The organism is Pseudocitrobacter cyperus, from assembly GCF_039889165.1.
GTDB lineage: Bacteria > Pseudomonadota > Gammaproteobacteria > Enterobacterales > Enterobacteriaceae > Pseudocitrobacter > Pseudocitrobacter cyperus.
Genome location: NZ_JAYMYY010000001.1, coordinates 439,367 through 457,126, shown reverse-complemented (window position 1 = coordinate 457,126; position 17,760 = coordinate 439,367). Strand labels below are relative to the sequence as shown.

17 protein-coding genes are annotated in these 17,760 nt (G+C 52.6%); 6 read left to right on the top strand and 11 right to left on the bottom strand.

Annotated elements, in window-relative coordinates:
- The first annotated feature begins 172 nt into the window (after window positions 1–172).
- Window positions 173–1,183, top strand: a complete 1,011-nt coding sequence (adhP, locus tag VSR74_RS02230; protein WP_347793187.1) for an alcohol dehydrogenase AdhP — start codon at window positions 173–175, stop codon at window positions 1,181–1,183.
- Between the two features lie 17 nt (window positions 1,184–1,200).
- Here the strand turns inward: adhP and araJ are convergent, their stop codons facing one another.
- Window positions 1,201–2,376 carry an MFS transporter AraJ gene (gene araJ / locus VSR74_RS02225; protein ID WP_347793186.1) on the bottom strand — a complete coding sequence of 392 codons (1,176 nt, stop codon included), beginning with the start codon at window positions 2,374–2,376 and terminating at the stop codon, window positions 1,201–1,203.
- A gap of 246 nt (window positions 2,377–2,622) precedes the next feature.
- On the opposite strand from araJ, the gene VSR74_RS02220 reads away from it, so the two are divergent.
- Window positions 2,623–2,799, top strand: coding sequence for a type II toxin-antitoxin system CcdA family antitoxin (locus VSR74_RS02220; RefSeq protein WP_347793185.1), 177 nt, complete (start codon window positions 2,623–2,625; stop codon window positions 2,797–2,799).
- Complete coding sequence (locus VSR74_RS02215; RefSeq protein ID WP_347793184.1) at window positions 2,799–3,122, top strand: CcdB family protein; 324 nt, start codon at window positions 2,799–2,801, stop codon at window positions 3,120–3,122. Before VSR74_RS02220 ends, VSR74_RS02215 begins: the two co-directional genes overlap by 1 nt.
- Window positions 3,123–3,177: 55 nt before the next feature.
- Here the strand turns inward: VSR74_RS02215 and fdnI are convergent, their stop codons facing one another.
- From fdnI to fdnG, 3 genes are read right to left on the bottom strand one after another with little or no spacing between them, the layout of a single operon-like run.
- Complete coding sequence (gene fdnI, locus VSR74_RS02210; RefSeq protein WP_347793183.1) at window positions 3,178–3,831, bottom strand: formate dehydrogenase-N subunit gamma; 654 nt, start codon at window positions 3,829–3,831, stop codon at window positions 3,178–3,180.
- The gene (gene fdxH, locus VSR74_RS02205) at window positions 3,824–4,711 is read right to left on the bottom strand and encodes a formate dehydrogenase subunit beta (RefSeq protein WP_347793182.1); all 888 of its coding nucleotides are present in this window, start codon (window positions 4,709–4,711) and stop codon (window positions 3,824–3,826) included. The genes fdnI and fdxH overlap by 8 nt, the downstream gene beginning before the upstream one ends.
- Before the next feature lie 10 nt (window positions 4,712–4,721).
- Complete coding sequence (gene fdnG / locus VSR74_RS02200) at window positions 4,722–7,769, bottom strand: formate dehydrogenase-N subunit alpha (protein ID WP_347793181.1); 3,048 nt, start codon at window positions 7,767–7,769, stop codon at window positions 4,722–4,724.
- A gap of 220 nt (window positions 7,770–7,989) precedes the next feature.
- On the opposite strand from fdnG, the gene yddG reads away from it, so the two are divergent.
- Window positions 7,990–8,868: an aromatic amino acid DMT transporter YddG gene (gene yddG / locus VSR74_RS02195; protein ID WP_347793180.1), complete on the top strand. Its 879-nt coding sequence runs from the start codon at window positions 7,990–7,992 to the stop codon at window positions 8,866–8,868.
- Here yddG and benD read toward each other — a convergent pair.
- The 7 genes from benD to VSR74_RS02160 all read right to left on the bottom strand — a co-directional run bounded on the left by benD (window position 8,865) and on the right by VSR74_RS02160 (window position 15,020).
- Window positions 8,865–9,638 carry a benzoate diol dehydrogenase BenD gene (gene benD, locus VSR74_RS02190; protein WP_347793179.1) on the bottom strand — a complete coding sequence of 258 codons (774 nt, stop codon included), beginning with the start codon at window positions 9,636–9,638 and terminating at the stop codon, window positions 8,865–8,867. The genes yddG and benD overlap by 4 nt on opposite strands.
- 9 nt (window positions 9,639–9,647) lie before the next feature.
- Complete coding sequence (benC, locus tag VSR74_RS02185) at window positions 9,648–10,664, bottom strand: benzoate 1,2-dioxygenase electron transfer component BenC (protein ID WP_347793178.1); 1,017 nt, start codon at window positions 10,662–10,664, stop codon at window positions 9,648–9,650.
- Between the two features lie 9 nt (window positions 10,665–10,673).
- The gene (gene benB / locus VSR74_RS02180) at window positions 10,674–11,159 is read right to left on the bottom strand and encodes a benzoate 1,2-dioxygenase small subunit (protein ID WP_347793177.1); all 486 of its coding nucleotides are present in this window, start codon (window positions 11,157–11,159) and stop codon (window positions 10,674–10,676) included.
- Entirely contained in the window at window positions 11,146–12,540 is a 1,395-nt protein-coding gene (locus VSR74_RS02175; RefSeq protein WP_347793176.1) for a Rieske 2Fe-2S domain-containing protein, read from the bottom strand. The genes benB and VSR74_RS02175 overlap by 14 nt, the downstream gene beginning before the upstream one ends.
- A gap of 58 nt (window positions 12,541–12,598) precedes the next feature.
- A complete protein-coding gene (catA, locus tag VSR74_RS02170) occupies window positions 12,599–13,528 on the bottom strand; it encodes a catechol 1,2-dioxygenase (protein ID WP_347793175.1) in 930 nt (309 codons plus the stop codon).
- A 74-nt stretch (window positions 13,529–13,602) separates the two neighbouring features.
- Complete coding sequence (catC, locus tag VSR74_RS02165) at window positions 13,603–13,893, bottom strand: muconolactone Delta-isomerase (protein WP_347793174.1); 291 nt, start codon at window positions 13,891–13,893, stop codon at window positions 13,603–13,605.
- 8 nt (window positions 13,894–13,901) lie between these two features.
- Window positions 13,902–15,020, bottom strand: a complete 1,119-nt coding sequence (locus VSR74_RS02160; RefSeq protein ID WP_347793173.1) for a muconate cycloisomerase family protein — start codon at window positions 15,018–15,020, stop codon at window positions 13,902–13,904.
- A gap of 255 nt (window positions 15,021–15,275) precedes the next feature.
- Here VSR74_RS02160 and VSR74_RS02155 point away from each other — a divergent pair, with 255 nt between their 5' ends.
- Window positions 15,276–16,073, top strand: a complete 798-nt coding sequence (locus tag VSR74_RS02155) for an IclR family transcriptional regulator domain-containing protein (protein WP_347793172.1) — start codon at window positions 15,276–15,278, stop codon at window positions 16,071–16,073.
- Between the two features lie 253 nt (window positions 16,074–16,326).
- Complete coding sequence (locus tag VSR74_RS02150; RefSeq protein ID WP_347793171.1) at window positions 16,327–17,715, top strand: NarK family nitrate/nitrite MFS transporter; 1,389 nt, start codon at window positions 16,327–16,329, stop codon at window positions 17,713–17,715.
- Window positions 17,716–17,760 lie beyond the last annotated feature (45 nt).

Genomic DNA, 17,760 nt, shown 5'->3' with positions numbered 1-17,760 from the left:
AACCATACATACATTAGTGATATTAACGAGACATTTTGGTTAATACCCATAATTTTCAATAGAATTATGGGATTATATTGAAAATCCATATGATCAGGCGTACAAATTCATTAATTCTTATGGAGTACTCATCACATTACTCCGCAGAAATTCATCAAAAAAGGAGAAAGACATGAAGGCTGCTGTCGTCACTAAAGATCATCAGGTTGATGTCACCGAACGCACCCTGCGCCCACTCAGGCATGGTGAAGCCCTGCTGAAAATGGAATGCTGTGGCGTTTGCCATACAGATCTCCATGTAAAGAATGGCGATTTCGGTGATAAAACCGGCGTCATTCTGGGCCATGAAGGCATCGGGATTGTGAAAGAAGTCGGGCCAGGTGTTACCTCTCTGAAACCGGGCGACCGTGCAAGCGTGGCATGGTTCTTCCAGGGGTGTGGCCACTGCGAATATTGTAACAGCGGCAACGAAACTCTGTGTCGCGAAGTTGTCAACGCCGGTTATACCGCCGATGGCGGCATGGCGGAAGAGTGCATCGTCACCGCAGACTACTCTGTCAAAGTGCCTGACGGACTGGAATCTGCGGCGGCCAGTAGTATCACCTGTGCAGGCGTGACCACCTATAAAGCGGTGAAAATTTCTGGTATTAAGCCGGGTCAGTGGATAGCCATCTACGGCCTGGGCGGGTTGGGCAACCTGGCGCTGCAATACGCAAAAAATGTTTTCAATGCCAAAGTTATCGCTCTTGACGTCAATGACGAGCAGTTAAAACTGGCGGAAAGCATGGGCGCCGATTTGATTATTAACTCCCGTAGCCCGGATGCAGCAAAACAGGTGCAGGAAAAAACCGGTGGCGCTCACGCAGCCGTGGTTACCGCTGTTGCAAAAGCCGCGTTTAACTCTGCCGTTGACGCCGTCCGCGCCGGTGGCCGCGTGGTTGCCGTCGGCCTGCCGCCGGAAGCGATGAGCCTCGATATTCCACGTCTGGTACTTGATGGTATTCAGGTTGTGGGCTCACTGGTAGGTACCCGTCAGGATCTGACTGAAGCCTTCCAGTTTGCCGCCGAAGGCAAAGTGGTACCGAAAGTGACCTCTCGCCCGCTGAACGATATCAACGCCATTTTCAAAGAGATGGAACAGGGCCAGATCCGTGGCCGTATGGTCATTGATTTCCGTAAGTAAGCCCGAACACTCCCTCTCTACGCAGAGGGAGTGATTACCGCGCCCGAACGACGATTTTTGACATATCCATAGGCCAGGAGAGCCGACATCGCCGAGAACGAAAGCAGCGCCGCCGGTAACGCCACATAGTGATAAGCAAAGCCCAGCATCAACATCATCCCACCACAGTATGCACCGACCGCACTGCCGAGATTAAACGCGATCTGCCCACCTGCCGCCCCTAACATTTCGCCGCCCTTCGCATTTTGCAGCAATAAAATCTGTAGTGGCGCAGAGAGTGCAAACAGCCCCGCGCAGCAGATAAATGCAAAGCTAAGCGACGCCCCTTTAACGTCAGCAAACACAAACAGCATCAGCAACGAAAGCACAATAATGCCATCGGTGGTCGCCGCTATCCGTAACGGACTGAAACGCGCCGACAGTTTGCCGCTAATGATATTACCCAACACCATTCCGAGCCCGACAAACATCATAATGAAGGTCATAAAGCTTTCGCTGAAGCCGGAAACATACAGCATGTAAGGCTTGATGAAGCTAAACCAGGCAAAAACGCCCGCATTCCCGAACAGGGTTGCCAGAAAGATAAGCCACGGTTCCGGCGATTTCAGGAAACGAAATTGCTCACTTAAACGCGCATCTGATTTATCAAATAGATCCGGAACCCAGAAAATGATTGATGCAATCACCAGGACATCAAAAACCGCGATCAGTAAAAAGGTATAACGCCAGCTAAACGCATGCCCAAGCCAGGTACCGAGAGGAATGCCGAGCAAATTTGCAATCGTCATCCCGGACACCATTCCGGCTACCGCCATTGTCACTTTACCGGGCGGCGCAATCTTCGACAGAATAATCGCCCCAACCCCGAAAAAAGCGCCGTGCGGAAAACCCGAGACCAGGCGCCCGATGGCCAGCATGATGTAGGATGTCGAAAAGGTGAACATCGCATTGCCAATCACACAGAGCGCCGCCAGGAACAGCAGAATATTTTTCAGAGAGAACCGCCCGGAGATAAGCGCGATAACCGGCGCGCCAATCACCACGCCAAAAGCATAGAAAGAGATCATATGCCCCGCCGCAGGAATGGAGATCTGCGTATCGCGTGCCAGATCCGTCAGCACCCCCATAATCGCGAACTCTGCCATTCCTAAACCAAATGTACCCAGTGCTAACGAGAAAACCGTCTTTTTCATACCACAACCACGCGTGAATTATTTACGGCATCTATTATTAAACATTCATTTCCACCAGACCAGCAGCGAATCCCCCGCCGGGAAGATTGTCCATATATTCAGTTTAATAATTGAATACCGGGGCCAGTTGCAGAACATTGCTATTTTATGGAAGGCGATACGCAGAATAATAAAGTGACGATAAATTCATCTTGTTTTTTCAATTAGCAGGGACATAATCAGCACATTGCCAACGAGGAGAAAAACATGAAAACCACTGCAATGAAGAACACGCATAGCGGGCAGCCTACCAGCCATGGGGAAAGGTGCATGAACGCTGAAGCACAAAAACAGCAGCATGATAAGGAGTTCATGCAAGCGATGAATGAGCTTGTAGAGAAATATGGTGCTTTCACGGATGACGACTTTTTTAAGGTGATCTAATGGCAGAACAATTCGATATTTACAGAAATCCATCGTCATTAACTAACGCAATATGGCCCTACTATATGATTGTTCAAAACGATTATTACGAAGATTTAGCAACGCGGATCATCATGCCAATGGCGAACAACTATTTATTACCAAAATGGCAGCAGGCGATTGCACCAAATATCAATATTGATTTTGAAAAACTGGTGTTATGCGCCCCGATGCTGACCAGCATCAAAACAAAAACCATCGCTCCCTCAGACTACATCTGCAACCTGAGAAACGCGCGCAACGACGTCATCCACGCCATCGACGCACTGATCACCAACACCTGAATGCAAAAATCCCCCGCACCTTGCAGCACGGGGGAGCGTTTACCACGTCAGGCGGTTACAGCCCTTCGTTAGTCTCTTTCTTTGCTTCCATACGCTCGACATCACGATACCAGCGCGGATGGTGTTTCTTCGCCCATCGGCGGCTCACCTTCCCTTCGATCATGCCTTTAATCGATCCTTTTACCCAGAACGCCATATACATATGGATAAGGATAGCGTGAATCAAAATAATGGCCGATGTCGCATGCAGCAGTAAGCTGTAACGTACAACCTGAATCGGAAAGTACTGCGCAAAGTACGGACGCCAGATGATAATCCCCGTCACCAGCAGCACGAAAATCATGCTCATGATGGTCCAGAACATCATTTTCTGCCCGGCATTGTATTTACCAACCCGCGCCACTTTATGCTCGTTCCCTTTCAGAACCTCAACAATCCCTTTAATCCAGGGAATATCCTGTTTGTCGGGGATGTTGTGATGCACAAAACGGAAGAACATCAGCATCAGCAAAACGAAAATCAGCACACCAAAGAATGGGTGCAGAATACGCCCCATCTGCGGCGTACCAAAGGTTTCCGTTAGCCATTGCAGCGTCGGGAAGAAAAATGAGATCCCCGACAGCGACACCAGGAAGAAAGCGATAACCACCGTCCAGTGACAGGCGCGATCAATAAATTTGGTGCGCACAATCATTTTCGACTTACTCATGGCTGTCATCCTCTTCGTCGTCGTCCACTTCTTTATTCGGGCCAATGCCGATGTAGTGATAAATCAGCCCGGCGAAGGTGGCGATGAACCCGGCGGCAGAGAGCGGCTTCAGCGCGCCTTTCCACAGGTTGATGCTGGTATCGATGCTCGGATCCTTCGGTAGCTTGTGATACAGCTCCGGCTGATCCGCATGATGCAGCACATACATCACATGGGTGCCGCCCACGCCCTGCGGGTTGTAAATTCCCGCATTGGCGTAGCCGCGCGCTTTCAGCTTATCAACACGTTCCTGCGCCACGTCCAGCATCTCTTTCTTGGTGCCGAAGTGAATCGCCCCGGTAGGACAGGTTTTCACACAGGCAGGCTCCTGACCGACACTGACGCGGTCAACGCACAGAGTACATTTGTATACCCGGTTATCCTCTTTATTGAGGCGCGGGACATTAAACGGACATCCGGCGATGCAGTAGCCGCAACCAATGCAGTTATCCTGCTGGAAATCGACGATCCCGTTGGCATACTGGATGATAGCCCCGGCAGACGGACACGCCTTCAGGCAGCCCGGATCTTCACAGTGCATGCAGCCATCTTTACGGATCAGCCACTCCAGTTTGCCGTTCTGTTCGGTTTCGCTAAAACGCATTACCGTCCAGGATTTAGCGCTCAAATCTGCCGGGTTATCATAAACCCCCACACAGTGACCTACTTCATCGCGGATATCATTCCACTCAGAGCAGGCCACCTGGCAGGCTTTACAGCCTACGCAGGATGAAACATCAATCAGCTTTGCCACTTCCTCTTTATAATCCCGCGCGCGCGGCGCGGGAGTTATTGGGTTTGTCGCAGAGCGTTTGATAATATCCTGAGATTGCATATCCATCGTTCGCTCCTTAAGCCTTCTCGATGTTCACCAGAAACGCTTTATATTCTGGCGTTTGCGAGTTCGAATCGCCGACGTTAGGCGTCAGGGTATTGGCGATATAACCTTTACGGGCCACGCCTTCATACCCCCAGTGCAGTGGGATCCCCACGGTTTCCACCTGCTGACCGTGAACGTTCAGCGTTTGCAGACGACGCGTCACCACGGCAACGGCGCGAATAAAACCACGCTTGCTGCTGACGGTGACACGATCGCCATTGGCAATGCCTTTCGCCTTCGCCAGGTTTTCGCTGATCTCCACAAACTGTTCCGGTTGCGCAATCGCGTTGAGGCGCGCGTGTTTGGTCCAGGTGTGGAAATGCTCGGTCAGACGATAGGTCGTCCCGACGTAAGGGAATTTATCTTTTTTCCCCATCCGCAGCGCATCGTCTTCGTACAGTCGAACGACCGGGCTCGAAATAACGTTCGGGTGCAACGGGTTGGTTCCCAGCGGCGTTTCCATCGGCTCGTAGTGTTCCGGGAATGGCCCTTCTGCCAGTTTATCGATGGCAAACAGGCGGCCCATACCTTCCGGTTGCATAATAAATGGCCCGGTGTCGCTACCGGGTGCGGCGGTATTAAAGTCAGGAATATCGTTCCCGACCCATTTTGCGCCGTTCCACTTAATTAACATCCGTTTCGGATCCCACGGGTTGCCCTGAGGATCGGCAGACGCACGGTTATAAAGCACCCGACGGTTCAGCGGCCACGCCCATGCCCAGCCGAGGGTATTCCCCAGGCCTGATGGATCGGCGTTATCGCGGTTGGCCATCTGGTTGCCCTGCTCTGTCCAGCTACCAGTGTAAATCCAGCAGGAGGAAGAGGTGCTACCGTCATCGCGCAACAGTGCAAAGCTGCTCAGTAGCTGACCTTTTTTCGCCACCAGTTGCCCGTTGGCGTCATAGAGATCTTCCAGCGCATAGCCGTTATTCTCTTTGGCCACCTCTTCTGATTCCGGGCGATCCGGCTGTTTGTAGTTCCAGCGCATTTTCAGCAACGGCTCAACACCTTTACCGCCTTCTGCGTGATACATACTGCGCAGACGATGATAAATACCGGCCAGGATTTCACCATCATTGAGCGCTTCGCCCGGTGCTTCCCCACCTTTCCAGTGCCACTGCAACCAGCGACCAGAGTTAGCGATAGAGCCATCTTCTTCAGCAAAGCAGGTGGACGGCAGTCGGAAAACCTCGGTCTGAATCGCGGACGGGTCAACGTCGTTTGATTCGCCATGGTTTTGCCAGAACGTCGAGGTTTCTGTCACCAGCGGATCAATCACCACCATATATTTCAGTTTGCTCAGCGCGCGGACGGTTTTGTTTTTATCCGGGAAACTGGCGACCGGGTTAAAGCCCTGGCAGATATAGCCATTCACTTTACCGTGATCCATCATGTTGAAATATTTGATGACGTCATAGGCCTGATCCCACTTCGGCAACCAGTCAAAGCCCCAGTTATTCTCTTTCTGCGCCGCATCGCCGTAGAACGCTTTCATCAGGCTGACGTAGAACTTCGGATAGTTGCCCCAGTAGTTCACCTGGTCGGCACGCGTCGCTTTCGGCGTATTAGCCGCAAGATACGTTTGCAGGTCAGTCTGTTTATCCGACGGCAGCGTCAGATAACCCGGCAGGCTGGTAGAGAGTAAACCGAGATCGGTTAAGCCCTGGATATTAGAGTGACCGCGCAGGGCGTTCACGCCGCCGCCTGCCATCCCCATATTCCCCAGCAGCAACTGGATCATCGCCATAGTGCGGATGTTCTGCGCGCCTACCGTATGTTGAGTCCAGCCCAGGGCATACAGGAAGGTGGTCGTCCGGTCGGCCGCACTGGTGGAAGCCAGCACTTCACACACCTTCAGGAAGTCCGCTTTTGGCGTACCACAGATGTTTTCCACAACATCAGGCGTATAACGTGAAACGTGATGCTTCAGCAAATTCCACACACAGCGAGGATGCGTCAGAGTCTCATCGCGTTTAGCGTAGCCGTTTTCATCAAACTGATAGTTCCAGGACGTTTTGTCGTACTGGCGCTTGCTTTCGTCATAACCGCTGAACAGGCCGTCTTCAAAGCTGAAATCATCACGCACCAGCAGGCTGGCGTTGGTGTAGCTTTTGACGTATTCCGCATTAATTTTGTTATTTTCAATCAGATACAGCAGCACGCCGGACAGGAAAGTAATGTCCGTACCGGAGCGAATCGGTGCGTAGATATCGGCAACCGACGCTGTACGCGTGAAGCGTGGATCGACGACGATTAACGTCGCATCGTTATTGTTTTTGGCTTCCATCGCCCAGCGGAAACCCACCGGATGCGCTTCTGCGGCGTTACCGCCCATTACCATCACAACGTTGGCGTTTTTGATATCAACCCAGTGGTTGGTCATCGCACCGCGACCAAATGTTGGAGCAAGACTTGCTACCGTTGGTCCGTGTCAGACGCGCGCCTGGTTATCTACCGCCAGCATGCCGAGTGAGCGCACGAATTTTTGCGTCAGCATGCCAGTCTCATTACTTGCCGCCGATGCGCAAAGCATCCCGGTCGACAGCCAGCGGTTCACCGCCACGCCCTGATCGTTTTTCTCGATAAAGTTGGCGTCGCGATCCGCTTTCATCAGTTTCGCAATACGCTCGAACGCTTCGTTCCAGCTAATACGCTGCCATTTGTTCGAACCAGGCGCACGATATTCCGGATAACGCAGACGGTTTTCACTGTGGACATAATCCAGCAGACCCGCCCCTTTCGGGCATAACGCCCCGCGGCTTACCGGATGATCCGGGTCGCCTTCGATGTGATAAATGGCTTCACGGGTGTTTTTGGCACCATCGCCAAGGCTATACATCAGTAGCCCACAACCTACAGAGCAGTAAGTACAGGTATTACGGACTTCTTTAGCTTTCAGCAGTTTAAAATTACGTGCCTGAGCCAGCGCAATTTTAGGCATAAAGCCCAGCGCCGCTGCCGTTGTACCCGCCATACCACCCGCGCAGATTTTAAAAAATTTCCTGCGGCTGACGTCCATTGCTTTCCTCGTTATTGGAATGTAACGTGGCGGGGAAAGTAACAGTTATGTCCCTGCATTTTTTGCGTCAAATCAAACTCAAATACGCTTGCCCCCTTAATAGTCAAAGTCATTGACTTTAATTAATCCTTTAGGAGTAAAGGCACAGGAAATTATTCTCCACTGGTGTGCAAAAAATGCTATAAACGAGGTTTGCCCATTTCACACATCTCAATTTGTCATGAATAAAAAGAAAGCGACATTGACTGGCCTGGTGGCAATTATTTTATGGAGCACCATGGTCGGGCTGATTCGGGGCGTCAGCGAAGGGTTGGGGCCGGTTGGCGGTGCGGCGATGATCTACACTCTGAGCGGCCTGTTGCTGATGCTTACCGTCGGTTTCCCCGATATTCGTCAGTTTTCGCGCCGCTATCTACTGATGGGATGTGTCCTGTTCGTCAGCTATGAAATATGCCTTGCGCTATCACTCGGCTTCGCCAGTACTCGCCAGCAGGCGATTGAAGTTGGAATGGTAAATTATTTATGGCCGAGCCTGACAATTCTGTTCGCCATTATTTTCAACGGCCAAAAAAGTAACTATTTAATTATTCCCGGACTGGTATTATCACTGCTCGGTGTGAGTTGGGTGTTAGGTGGCGAACGCGGCCTGAATATTGATGAAATTATCAGCAATGTTATCTCCAGCCCGCTGAGTTATATTCTGGCGTTTACCGGGGCATTTATCTGGGCCGCCTACTGTACCGTGACAACCAAATACGCAAAGGGTAAAAACGGTATCACCCTGTTTATTCTGCTGACCGCCGCCACATTATGGGTGAAGTTTCTGCTTAGCGAACAACCGGACATGGTATTCAGCCTGCCGGTGATGATTAAGCTCGGGATGTGCGCGGTTGCGCTGGGGTTTGGTTATGCGGCGTGGAACGTGGGGATCCTGCACGGCAACGTCAGCCTGCTGGCGACAGCCTCTTATCTGACCCCCGTGCTTTCTGCCGCGCTGGCGGCGCTGTTGCTGAGCGAATCCCTGTCGTGGGCATTCTGGCAGGGAGCCTGCATGGTCTGCGCAGGCTCCCTGCTCTGTTGGTACGCGACCCGGCGTTAACCGAGATCGCCCCCGGCGACAGGTAATACAACGCCGGTGATATAGCTGGCTTCATCGCTGGCAAGGAACAGGATCGCGTGGGCCTGTTCATCCAGCGTACCGTAACGGTGTTGTAAGCTACTCTGCACCGTTTGATCCACCACCTGCTGATACCAGACCTTTTCCTGCTCACTCGGTTGTTCGGTATTACGCGGCGTTAATCGCGCCGGCGCTTCGGTTCCGCCCGGTGCAACGGCATTGATACGAATACCGGCCTGACTGTACTCCATCGCAATCGAACGCGTCAGGGCGTTTACGCCGCCCTTCGCCGCTGAGTACGGTACCCGGTTCACGCCTGCGGTGGCCACCGAGGAAATATTTACAATACTGCCTTTCCCCTGTTCCAGCATATATGGCAGCACAGCGCGACACCCCCACAGCGTAGGGAAGAGCGAACGGCGCACTTCAGCTTCAATCTGCGCAGGCTGATAGTCGGCAAAAGGCCGTGCCCAGATAGTACCCCCGACATTATTCACCAGGGCATCAATGCGCCCGAAATGGGCAATCCCCGCCGCAAATACCTGCGTGGTACTCTCCCATTGCTCCAGATCTGCTTCCAGCGCCAGAACCTGATGCCCGGCGGCCGACAGTGTTGCCGCCAGTTCATGCACATATGTCGAACGGTCGATTAACAGTAGCGACGCGCCCTGTTCTGCCGCCAGCTCCGCCGTGCGGCGGCCAATACCCTGCGCCGCCCCGGTGATCGCCATCACTTTATTGCTGAATCTCATGACTGCTCCTTAGGCCGCAGCGCTCTGGCTGGCGATAAATTTCTCATACCAGAACCCTGTCGGGTTAATGCCCAATGACTGTAACGTGGCGGTGACGGCATTCACCATCGGCGGCGGCCCGCAGAGGTAAATATCCACGTCGCCATCGTTGAGCATCTTGCTGGTAAAATGCTCCGTGACGTAACCTTTCTGCGGACAGGTACTTTCGCTGTCGGCGACCACCGGCAACCAGCTAAAACCAGGCAGCTTGTCCGCGAAAGCATCCAGCAGGTCGCTCATCACCAGGTCATTATCGCCATTTACGCCATAAAGCAGCGTCACCGGGCGCGTGCTCTGCTGCTGCGCCAAGGTATGCAGCATCGACAGCATCGGTGCCAGCCCGGTACCACCCGCCAGCATCAGCAACGGGCGTTCACCGCCGCGAAGATAGAAACTCCCCATCGGCCCGGTCAAACTCAGCGATGCTCCAGCCTCGGCCTGATGACGCAGCCACTGGCTCATCAACCCGCCTGGTACATTACGGATCAGAAAACTTCCCTCTGTCGTGCCTGGTAACGAACTAAATGAGTAGGCGCGCACCTGTGGCGTACCCGGCACCTGAATATTGATGTACTGACCCGGCAGGAAGTTAAGCTCCTCACCGGCCCCCACCACCAGCTCAATGGCACTTTCCGACAGCGCCGTCACCCGTTTCACCGTGGCATTAAACGATGAAATCCCCGTTTTACACGCCGCTGCGGCAACCGGCACATCCAGCACACAATCGCTGTCCGGGATCATCTGACAGGTCAGAACCTGGCGCGCCTGCGCCTCATCGTCGTCCAGCGCCTCTTCCAGGTAATCATCCCCCAGAGAATATTCCCCGCTTGGGCAGTGGCACTTACAGGTGCCGCACACGCCGTCTGAGCAGTCCATCGGCAGATTCACTTTCTGGCGATAGGCGGCATCAAGAACCTTCTCCCCGGCGTGACACTGAATAAAACGGGTTACACCGTCTTCAAAATTGAGCGCTATGGTATAGCTCATAAGCACCTCTTAAACATGGTAAACATCGATAACCTGGCGGATGTAGTCGTTGTTCAGACGCACCGTTTTACGCACAATCTGCGGCAGACCTTCTCCGGCAATCAGGGTGCAAAACGTGGTGCCAAAATAGCTATCCGTCTGTTGATAGCGATGGCTGTACGTCACCCAGTTGTAGCGCACCTCCACGCCCTGTTCGCTCTCACCGAGGATCTCGATGTTGCTGATCATATGCGTGGTGCGAGGTTCCGGCGTACTGGCGCCCGAGCGTTCGGTTTTGATGCGGTAAACGCGGTCTTCCAGCCCGTCGCGGCTCGGGTAGTAAATCAGCGAGATTTCACGCTGCGGGTCGGTGGTCAGTTTGTCGTCATCCCCCCAGGCTGGCATCCAGTAGACGACCTTCGGGCTGTAGCAGGCGATCCACTCATCCCACTGCCGGTCGTCGAGCAAACGCGCTTCGTGATACAAAAACTGTTTTACCTGCTCATAGGTCAGCATCGGCCACCTCCACGCGCTGGGTAATCGACGAATCGTAGCGCTGCTGCTCTTTTTGCACCGCTTCAAGCATCACCGTTTGCCAGTGATGATGGTGCGCGATGTAGAGCGCTTCATCTTCGGATTTCACGCCGCTGAGAATCGGCCGAAATCCGGATTCATTGGCGTGCTCATCCGGGCCATCCACCCAATGCAGCGCCCCGCGGCTCAGATCGCTCCACGCCAGATTTTCCCCCAGATAACCGCGCTGACAGGCGCTGAACTCTTCGAGATCGTCCGGCGTTCCCATACCGCTGACGTTAAAGAAATCTTCATACTGACGAATACGCAGAGCGCGAGCTTTATCTGATTCTCCTTTCGGGCCGAAACACCAGATGGTCACTTCCGTTTTATCGACGGAAATCGGACGAATAACGCGGATTTGCGTCGAGAACTGATCCATCAAATAGGCGTTGGGATAAAGACACAAATTACGGGTTTCATTCACCATCTGCCCGGCGCGATTGTCACCGAACTCTGCCTTCAAACGCTCGTAATGGGCGAATACCGGCCGCACTTCCGGGTTCAGCGCACGCGTCCACAGCAGCATATGACCATTTTCAAAGCCGTAGCCGCCGCCGACGCTCTTCGACCAGCCGTTGGCATCCACGGCATGGGTTCCTTCCGCCTCATAGTTACGCCGTGACATGGTCGAGGCATAATTCCAGTGCACAACGCTGACGTGATAGCCATCAGCGCCATTTTCAGCCCCCAGTTTCCAGTTACCCTCGTAAACATAGCTGGAGGAGCCTTTTAACACTTCCAGCCCTTCCGGAGCTTGATCGACAATCAGATCGATAATCTTCCGGGTCTCGCCAAGATAATCAGCAAGCGGTTGTACATCGTCACTCAGGCTACCGAACAGAAAGCCGCGATAGGATTCAAAACGCGGCAGCTTTTTCAGATCATGTGACCCTTCATGTTTGAAGCTTTCAGGATAACCGCCGGTGCTCTCATCTTTGGCTTTCAAAAGCCGACCGTTATTACTGAATGTCCAGCCATGAAACGGACAGGTAAAGGAGCTTTTATTACCCGTTTTACGACGACACAACATGGCGCCGCGGTGGGCGCAACTGTTAATCATGGCGTGTAACTCATTCTTTTTGTCGCGGGTAATGATTACCGGCTGGCGTCCCAGCGTCAGGGTGTAATAATCCCCCGCCTCAGGGATCTGACTCTCATGCGCCAGAAAAACCCAGTTGCCCTCAAAGATATGTTTCATTTCAAAATCAAATAACGCCTGATCGGTAAATATTGAACGATGACAGCGATAAATATGATTTTCACGATCAACAACCAGTGCATTGCTGATTTTGTCTTTTAGCGATGTTAGTGTTTTTTGCATAACGGTTTCTCCCGTAATTGCAAGGATATAAAAATGCAGGTGAATTGCTTACTCGTAATTATTCTTTGGCGCGGGAACGCGTAATACGGCCTTCATCTTCTGCGGATAATGCTTTACATAAGGTAAAGTCAAAATTAATTTCCGTATGCGGGCCTTCCAGATTACGCTCGCGAATTTTACGCTCATCGTTAATTTTTACCGGATCGGCAATCAGACCGTCGCGGGTAGCAAATGCAAAATCATCCCACAGATATTCATCGCCGTTAAAGTTAATCTGGCTGGTTAAATGTTTATGCCCCGGCGCGGAAACAAAGAAGTGAATATGAGCAGGACGATTGCCATGGCGACCCAGCTTGTCCAGCAGTTTTTGCGTAGGGCCATCCGGTGGGCAACCGTAGCCGGACGGCATAATCGTGCGCACACTGTAGCGCCCGTCAGCGCCGGTCTGGATGCGGCGACGCAGGTTGTAATCACTCTGGCTTTGATCGAAGAAAGAGTAGTTGCCCAGCGTGTTGGCATGCCAGATATCAACAATAGCATTGGCGACTGGCTGGCCTTTGGTATCCGTCACCACACCGTGCAACCACAGGGTTTCACCCGGATCACTACCGTCGTCCATCCGATCATACCCCTGTGCCAGCGGCGCATTAGCAACGTACAGCGGGCCTTCGATGGTGCGCGGGGTGCCCCCGACTTCACGACGTTGCGCGGCGTCAATGGCATCCTGGCGCAGATCGAGGAAGTGCTCCAGCCCCAGTCCCGCCGCCAGCAGCGCCGCTTCCTGACGACCTCCCAGCTCATGTAGATAATTAATGGCATGCCAGAACTCTTCCTGGGTCACATTATAGTCATCAATTAAGCTACAAATATTTTCCAGCAGGCGGTGGGTAATCGCTTTAAAACGCTCGTTACCTTCCGGTGAATTTAAACCTGCGCTTTCACGTAATAATGCCTGGACTTCGTCTTGTTGTACGAATGAGTTTGTCATATTTTTATCTCACTGGTTATTGCTTGCAGGATACAGAGTGTGTCGGGATAATTCCCGACACGAGAGTTATTATTTTATTTGTCGTCGTCGTGAATAGAGGATGGATGGCGGCAAAGAGCATCAACCTGAATATCCATAAATGGATAAAGCGGCAATCCCATTAAAATTTGATGCAATTCGTCAGCATCCTGCACATCAAAAATACTGACATTGGAATATAACCCGGCAACACGCCAGATATGACGCCATTTTCCATCACGTTGCAACTGCTGTGAATACGCCTTTTCCTTTTTCTTTATTTCATCCGCCTGTTCTACCGGAAAATTCAGCGGTATATTAACGGTCATTTCAACTTTAAATAACATTTTCTACCTCATCCTTTGCGCGTATAAAAACGCAATTTATCTTCATCCAGCTCCACGCCAAGCCCGGGGGTCTGCGGCAGCGTAACGTGGCCGTCTGCGAAGGTCAGCGGTACGCTGATGACGTCATCTTTCAACAGCAACGGGCCAAACATCTCGCTTCCCCACGCCAGCGGCAACGTCGACCAGGCATGTAAAGAAGCAACGGTGCCTACGGTTCCTTCCAGCATGGTGCCGCCATACAGGCCGATACCTGCCGCCTGCGCGACATGCGCCAGCTTCAGCACGCTTTGTGGCCCACCCGCTTTGGCTATCTTTAGCGCATACGCACCGGTAAAACCTTGCTGTGCCAGTTGATAGCCATCGAAATGGGTTGAGACCGCCTCATCGGCCAGAATCGCCGTCTCTATTTGCTGGCTTAAACGTACCAGTGCCGCGTTATCACGGGCTGAAACCGGCTGTTCAATGAGAGAGACTCCCATCGCTGCCAGTTCACGGCAGCCTTTCGCTCCGGTGCTTGCATCCCAGGCCTGATTAACATCAACGCGGATGCTGGCGCGATCGCCCAGCGTCTCGACGATCGCCGCCGTATGCCTGAGATCTGTCGCCAGCTCACGGGCGCCAATTTTCAGTTTAAAGGCCTGATGGCGGCGTGAAGCCAGCAGGCTCTCCCCTTCGGCAATATCTTTTGCCGTATCGCCGCTTGCCAGCGTCCACAGCACCGGAATTGAAGTGTGCAGCGCACCGCCAAGTAACGCAGAGACCGGTACGCCCAGCGCTTTGCCCTGCGCATCCAGCAGCGCGGTTTCAATGGCGGATTTGGCAAAGGTATTACCCTTTACGCTTTTTTCGATGCGGTATAGCAGCGCCTGAAGATTATCCGCGGGTTGCCCCTGCAGCAGCGGCGCCAGATAGCCATCAATGGTGAGCTTGATGGATTCCGGGCTTTCAACGCCATAGCTCAGGCCGCCAATCGTGGTGGCTTCACCGATCCCGATGACCCCATCCGAGCGGGTGAGACGGATAATCACCAGCGTCTGGCACCCCATTGTGGTCATTGATAATTTGTGAGGGCGGATGGTGGGCACATCCACCAGCCAGCTTTCAATATGTTCTATCGTGGCGCTCATCTCTCTTCCTTTTACTTCTTATTGTTCTGGTCTTATCACCCGCAGGGGACGATAACCTTGTTCTTGACAATAGATTTTCACCACACAGGTGGTCAACGACGATAATCGAAATGTTGTGCGATTATCGACGCGTTTGTTATATGACGGTTAATAATGTGATCTTCGTGGGATATTAGGGAGATTCCTGCCAGCCGTTGCATCCACACTGTATAGTGGCTCTGTAATCATCCTTACCCCTTTTTGGAGAGGGTTGAAATGAGCAATGAAATCAAAGACTCCCTTACTGCCAGGCAGGCTGAGCGGGATCCTAACTTTATGTTGTCTCTGGCCCGTGGTCTGGAAGTGCTGAATGCCTTTACCCCTCAGCGGCAGCGATTAACAATCTCACAACTTAGTCAAAAAACCCAGATCTCCCGGGCCGCCGTTCGCCGTTGTTTATACACCCTGGCCGCACTTGGCATGGTGCATACTCCCGATGGCCGTACCTACGAGCTTCTGCCGCGCGTGCTGGCCGTCGGCCATGCTTATCTCGCCGGGACGCCGCTGGCGAAAGCCGCTCAACACACCCTTGATACGTTAGGCGAACAGCTTAATGAATCCTGTTCTGCCGCGACGCTTGATGGCGATAACGTTCTCTATATTGCGCGTACTGCTGTGAATAATCTGCTGAGCATCGATCTGGGGCGCGGTAGTCGTTTACCCGCCTGGGCAACATCCATGGGACGCGTGTTACTCAGTGCGCTGCCGGAAGAACAACTTGAAGTGACACTGTCACGAGCCTCATTGATTCGCTATACCCCACATACGCTTTGCGACAAAGACTCACTGCGTGCCGAAATAGCGCGCGTGCGTATTCAAGGATACGCCCTCGCCGATCGACAAATAGAGGTCGGGCTCTGTTCCCTGGCGGTGCCGCTACTTTCCCGCAGTGGGCAAATCGTTGCGGCGATGAATGTCGGCGTCCCCGCCAGCAGCATGGATGCCAGAGCGCTGAAAGAGAAAGCGCTGGATCCATTAAGACGAGCGGCAATGGAACTGTCGCTACAGTTGTAGAATAAACAGGCCCAATATGCGCATCGCTGCGGGCTACCCTGCCGTTAAAAGTTACAAATAAGCAACCACACAGTTACAATCAGTAACAATTGTTATCTCTGATAATATCCATGTCCTTCTCAGGGCGGGCTTTTCTTATCTATCCTTCTTTCTGGATACCAATAAAACCGATTATTTACGGATAAGCCGACTTACATCGTGCGGCTGTCAATATTGCTTATTTTTCATTAATTACTGGCGCGTCGAGGGTGATATGTCACAACAAGATGAGAAAAATAATCATTATCTTTTAACCACATGGAAACCGGAAAATGTCGCATTTTGGGAGAATAAAGGCCAAAAAATAGCCCGAAAAAACCTCATAATTTCAGTAAGTTGCCTATTACTTGCCTTCTGTGTCTGGATGTTATTCAGTGCAGTTGCGGTAAATCTCAATAAAGTGGGTTTTAATTTCACCACCGATCAGCTCTTTTTATTAACCGCGCTCCCGTCTCTTTCCGGCGCTATTTTACGTGTGCCCTACTCCTTTATGGTACCTATATTCGGCGGGCGCTACTGGACGGTATTAAGCACGGTAATATTGATTATTCCCTGCGTCTGGCTAGGTATTGCCATTCAAAACCCAAATACCCCTTTCGGGGTGTTTATAATCATTGCGTTACTATGCGGTTTCGCGGGCGCCAACTTTGCTTCAAGCATGGGAAACATTAGCTTTTTTTATCCAAAAGCGAAGCAAGGGAGCGCGCTCGGGATCAACGGCGGTCTGGGGAATCTTGGGGTCAGCGTGATGCAGCTTGCCGCGCCGCTGGTTATCTTCCTGCCCATCTTCACTTTTCTGGGCGTTCACGGCATCCCTCAGGAAGACGGCTCCTCAATGTGGCTCACTAACGCCGCCTGGATCTGGGCTCCGCTGCTCTTAATCGCCACCATTGCCGCCTGGTTTGGCATGAACGATATTGCCAGTTCTAAAGCGTCGATCGCAGAACAACTCCCGGTACTGAAGAGCGGCCATATGTGGCTGCTGAGCCTGCTCTATCTCGCCACCTTCGGCTCATTTATCGGTTTCTCTGCGGGCTTCGCGATGCTTGCGAAAACCCAGTTCCCGGAGGTGAATATTCTCAAGCTGGCCTTCTTCGGGCCGTTTATTGGCGCACTGGCGCGTTCGTTTGGCGGGGTTATCTCTGACCGCCTCGACGGTGTGCGCGTGACGCTTGTCAACTTCGTGTTGATGGCGTTGTTTACCGCATTGCTGTTCCTGACCCTGCCGGGTTCAGGACTCGGCAGTTTCCTGGCTTTCTACGTGGTCTTTATGGGGCTGTTCCTGACCGCCGGGCTCGGCAGTGGTTCAACCTTCCAGATGATTGCGGTGATCTTCCGCCAGCTCACCATCGAGAAAATCAAAAAACGCGGCGGCAGCGATGAAGAAGCGCAACACGCTGCCGTGACCGACACCGCCGCCGCACTGGGGTTTATCTCCGCTATCGGCGCTGTTGGCGGGTTCTTTATCCCCAAAGCCTTCGGCACCTCCCTGGCGCTGACCGGTTCACCGGTTGGCGCAATGAAAGTCTTTCTCGTTTTCTACATCGTTTGCGTGCTGGTGACCTGGCTGGTTTACGGTCGCCGCAAAGCGTCATCTCAATAATCAAAAATACCTGAGCAGTGTAACCACGGGGAAATCGCTTTCCCC

What these genes read in the sequence shown, in the direction of transcription:
- adhP (WP_347793187.1), top strand. Translation starts at nt 173, where the DNA reads ATGAAGGCTGCTGTCGTCACTAAAGATCATCAGGTTGATGTCACCGAA.
- araJ (WP_347793186.1), bottom strand. Translation starts at nt 2,376, where the DNA reads ATGAAAAAGACGGTTTTCTCGTTAGCACTGGGTACATTTGGTTTAGGA.
- VSR74_RS02220 (WP_347793185.1), top strand. Translation starts at nt 2,623, where the DNA reads ATGAAAACCACTGCAATGAAGAACACGCATAGCGGGCAGCCTACCAGC.
- VSR74_RS02215 (WP_347793184.1), top strand. Translation starts at nt 2,799, where the DNA reads ATGGCAGAACAATTCGATATTTACAGAAATCCATCGTCATTAACTAAC.
- fdnI (WP_347793183.1), bottom strand. Translation starts at nt 3,831, where the DNA reads ATGAGTAAGTCGAAAATGATTGTGCGCACCAAATTTATTGATCGCGCC.
- fdxH (WP_347793182.1), bottom strand. Translation starts at nt 4,711, where the DNA reads ATGGATATGCAATCTCAGGATATTATCAAACGCTCTGCGACAAACCCA.
- yddG (WP_347793180.1), top strand. Translation starts at nt 7,990, where the DNA reads ATGAATAAAAAGAAAGCGACATTGACTGGCCTGGTGGCAATTATTTTA.
- benD (WP_347793179.1), bottom strand. Translation starts at nt 9,638, where the DNA reads ATGAGATTCAGCAATAAAGTGATGGCGATCACCGGGGCGGCGCAGGGT.
- benC (WP_347793178.1), bottom strand. Translation starts at nt 10,664, where the DNA reads ATGAGCTATACCATAGCGCTCAATTTTGAAGACGGTGTAACCCGTTTT.
- benB (WP_347793177.1), bottom strand. Translation starts at nt 11,159, where the DNA reads ATGCTGACCTATGAGCAGGTAAAACAGTTTTTGTATCACGAAGCGCGT.
- VSR74_RS02175 (WP_347793176.1), bottom strand. Translation starts at nt 12,540, where the DNA reads ATGCAAAAAACACTAACATCGCTAAAAGACAAAATCAGCAATGCACTG.
- catA (WP_347793175.1), bottom strand. Translation starts at nt 13,528, where the DNA reads ATGACAAACTCATTCGTACAACAAGACGAAGTCCAGGCATTATTACGT.
- catC (WP_347793174.1), bottom strand. Translation starts at nt 13,893, where the DNA reads ATGTTATTTAAAGTTGAAATGACCGTTAATATACCGCTGAATTTTCCG.
- VSR74_RS02160 (WP_347793173.1), bottom strand. Translation starts at nt 15,020, where the DNA reads ATGAGCGCCACGATAGAACATATTGAAAGCTGGCTGGTGGATGTGCCC.
- VSR74_RS02155 (WP_347793172.1), top strand. Translation starts at nt 15,276, where the DNA reads ATGAGCAATGAAATCAAAGACTCCCTTACTGCCAGGCAGGCTGAGCGG.
- VSR74_RS02150 (WP_347793171.1), top strand. Translation starts at nt 16,327, where the DNA reads ATGTCACAACAAGATGAGAAAAATAATCATTATCTTTTAACCACATGG.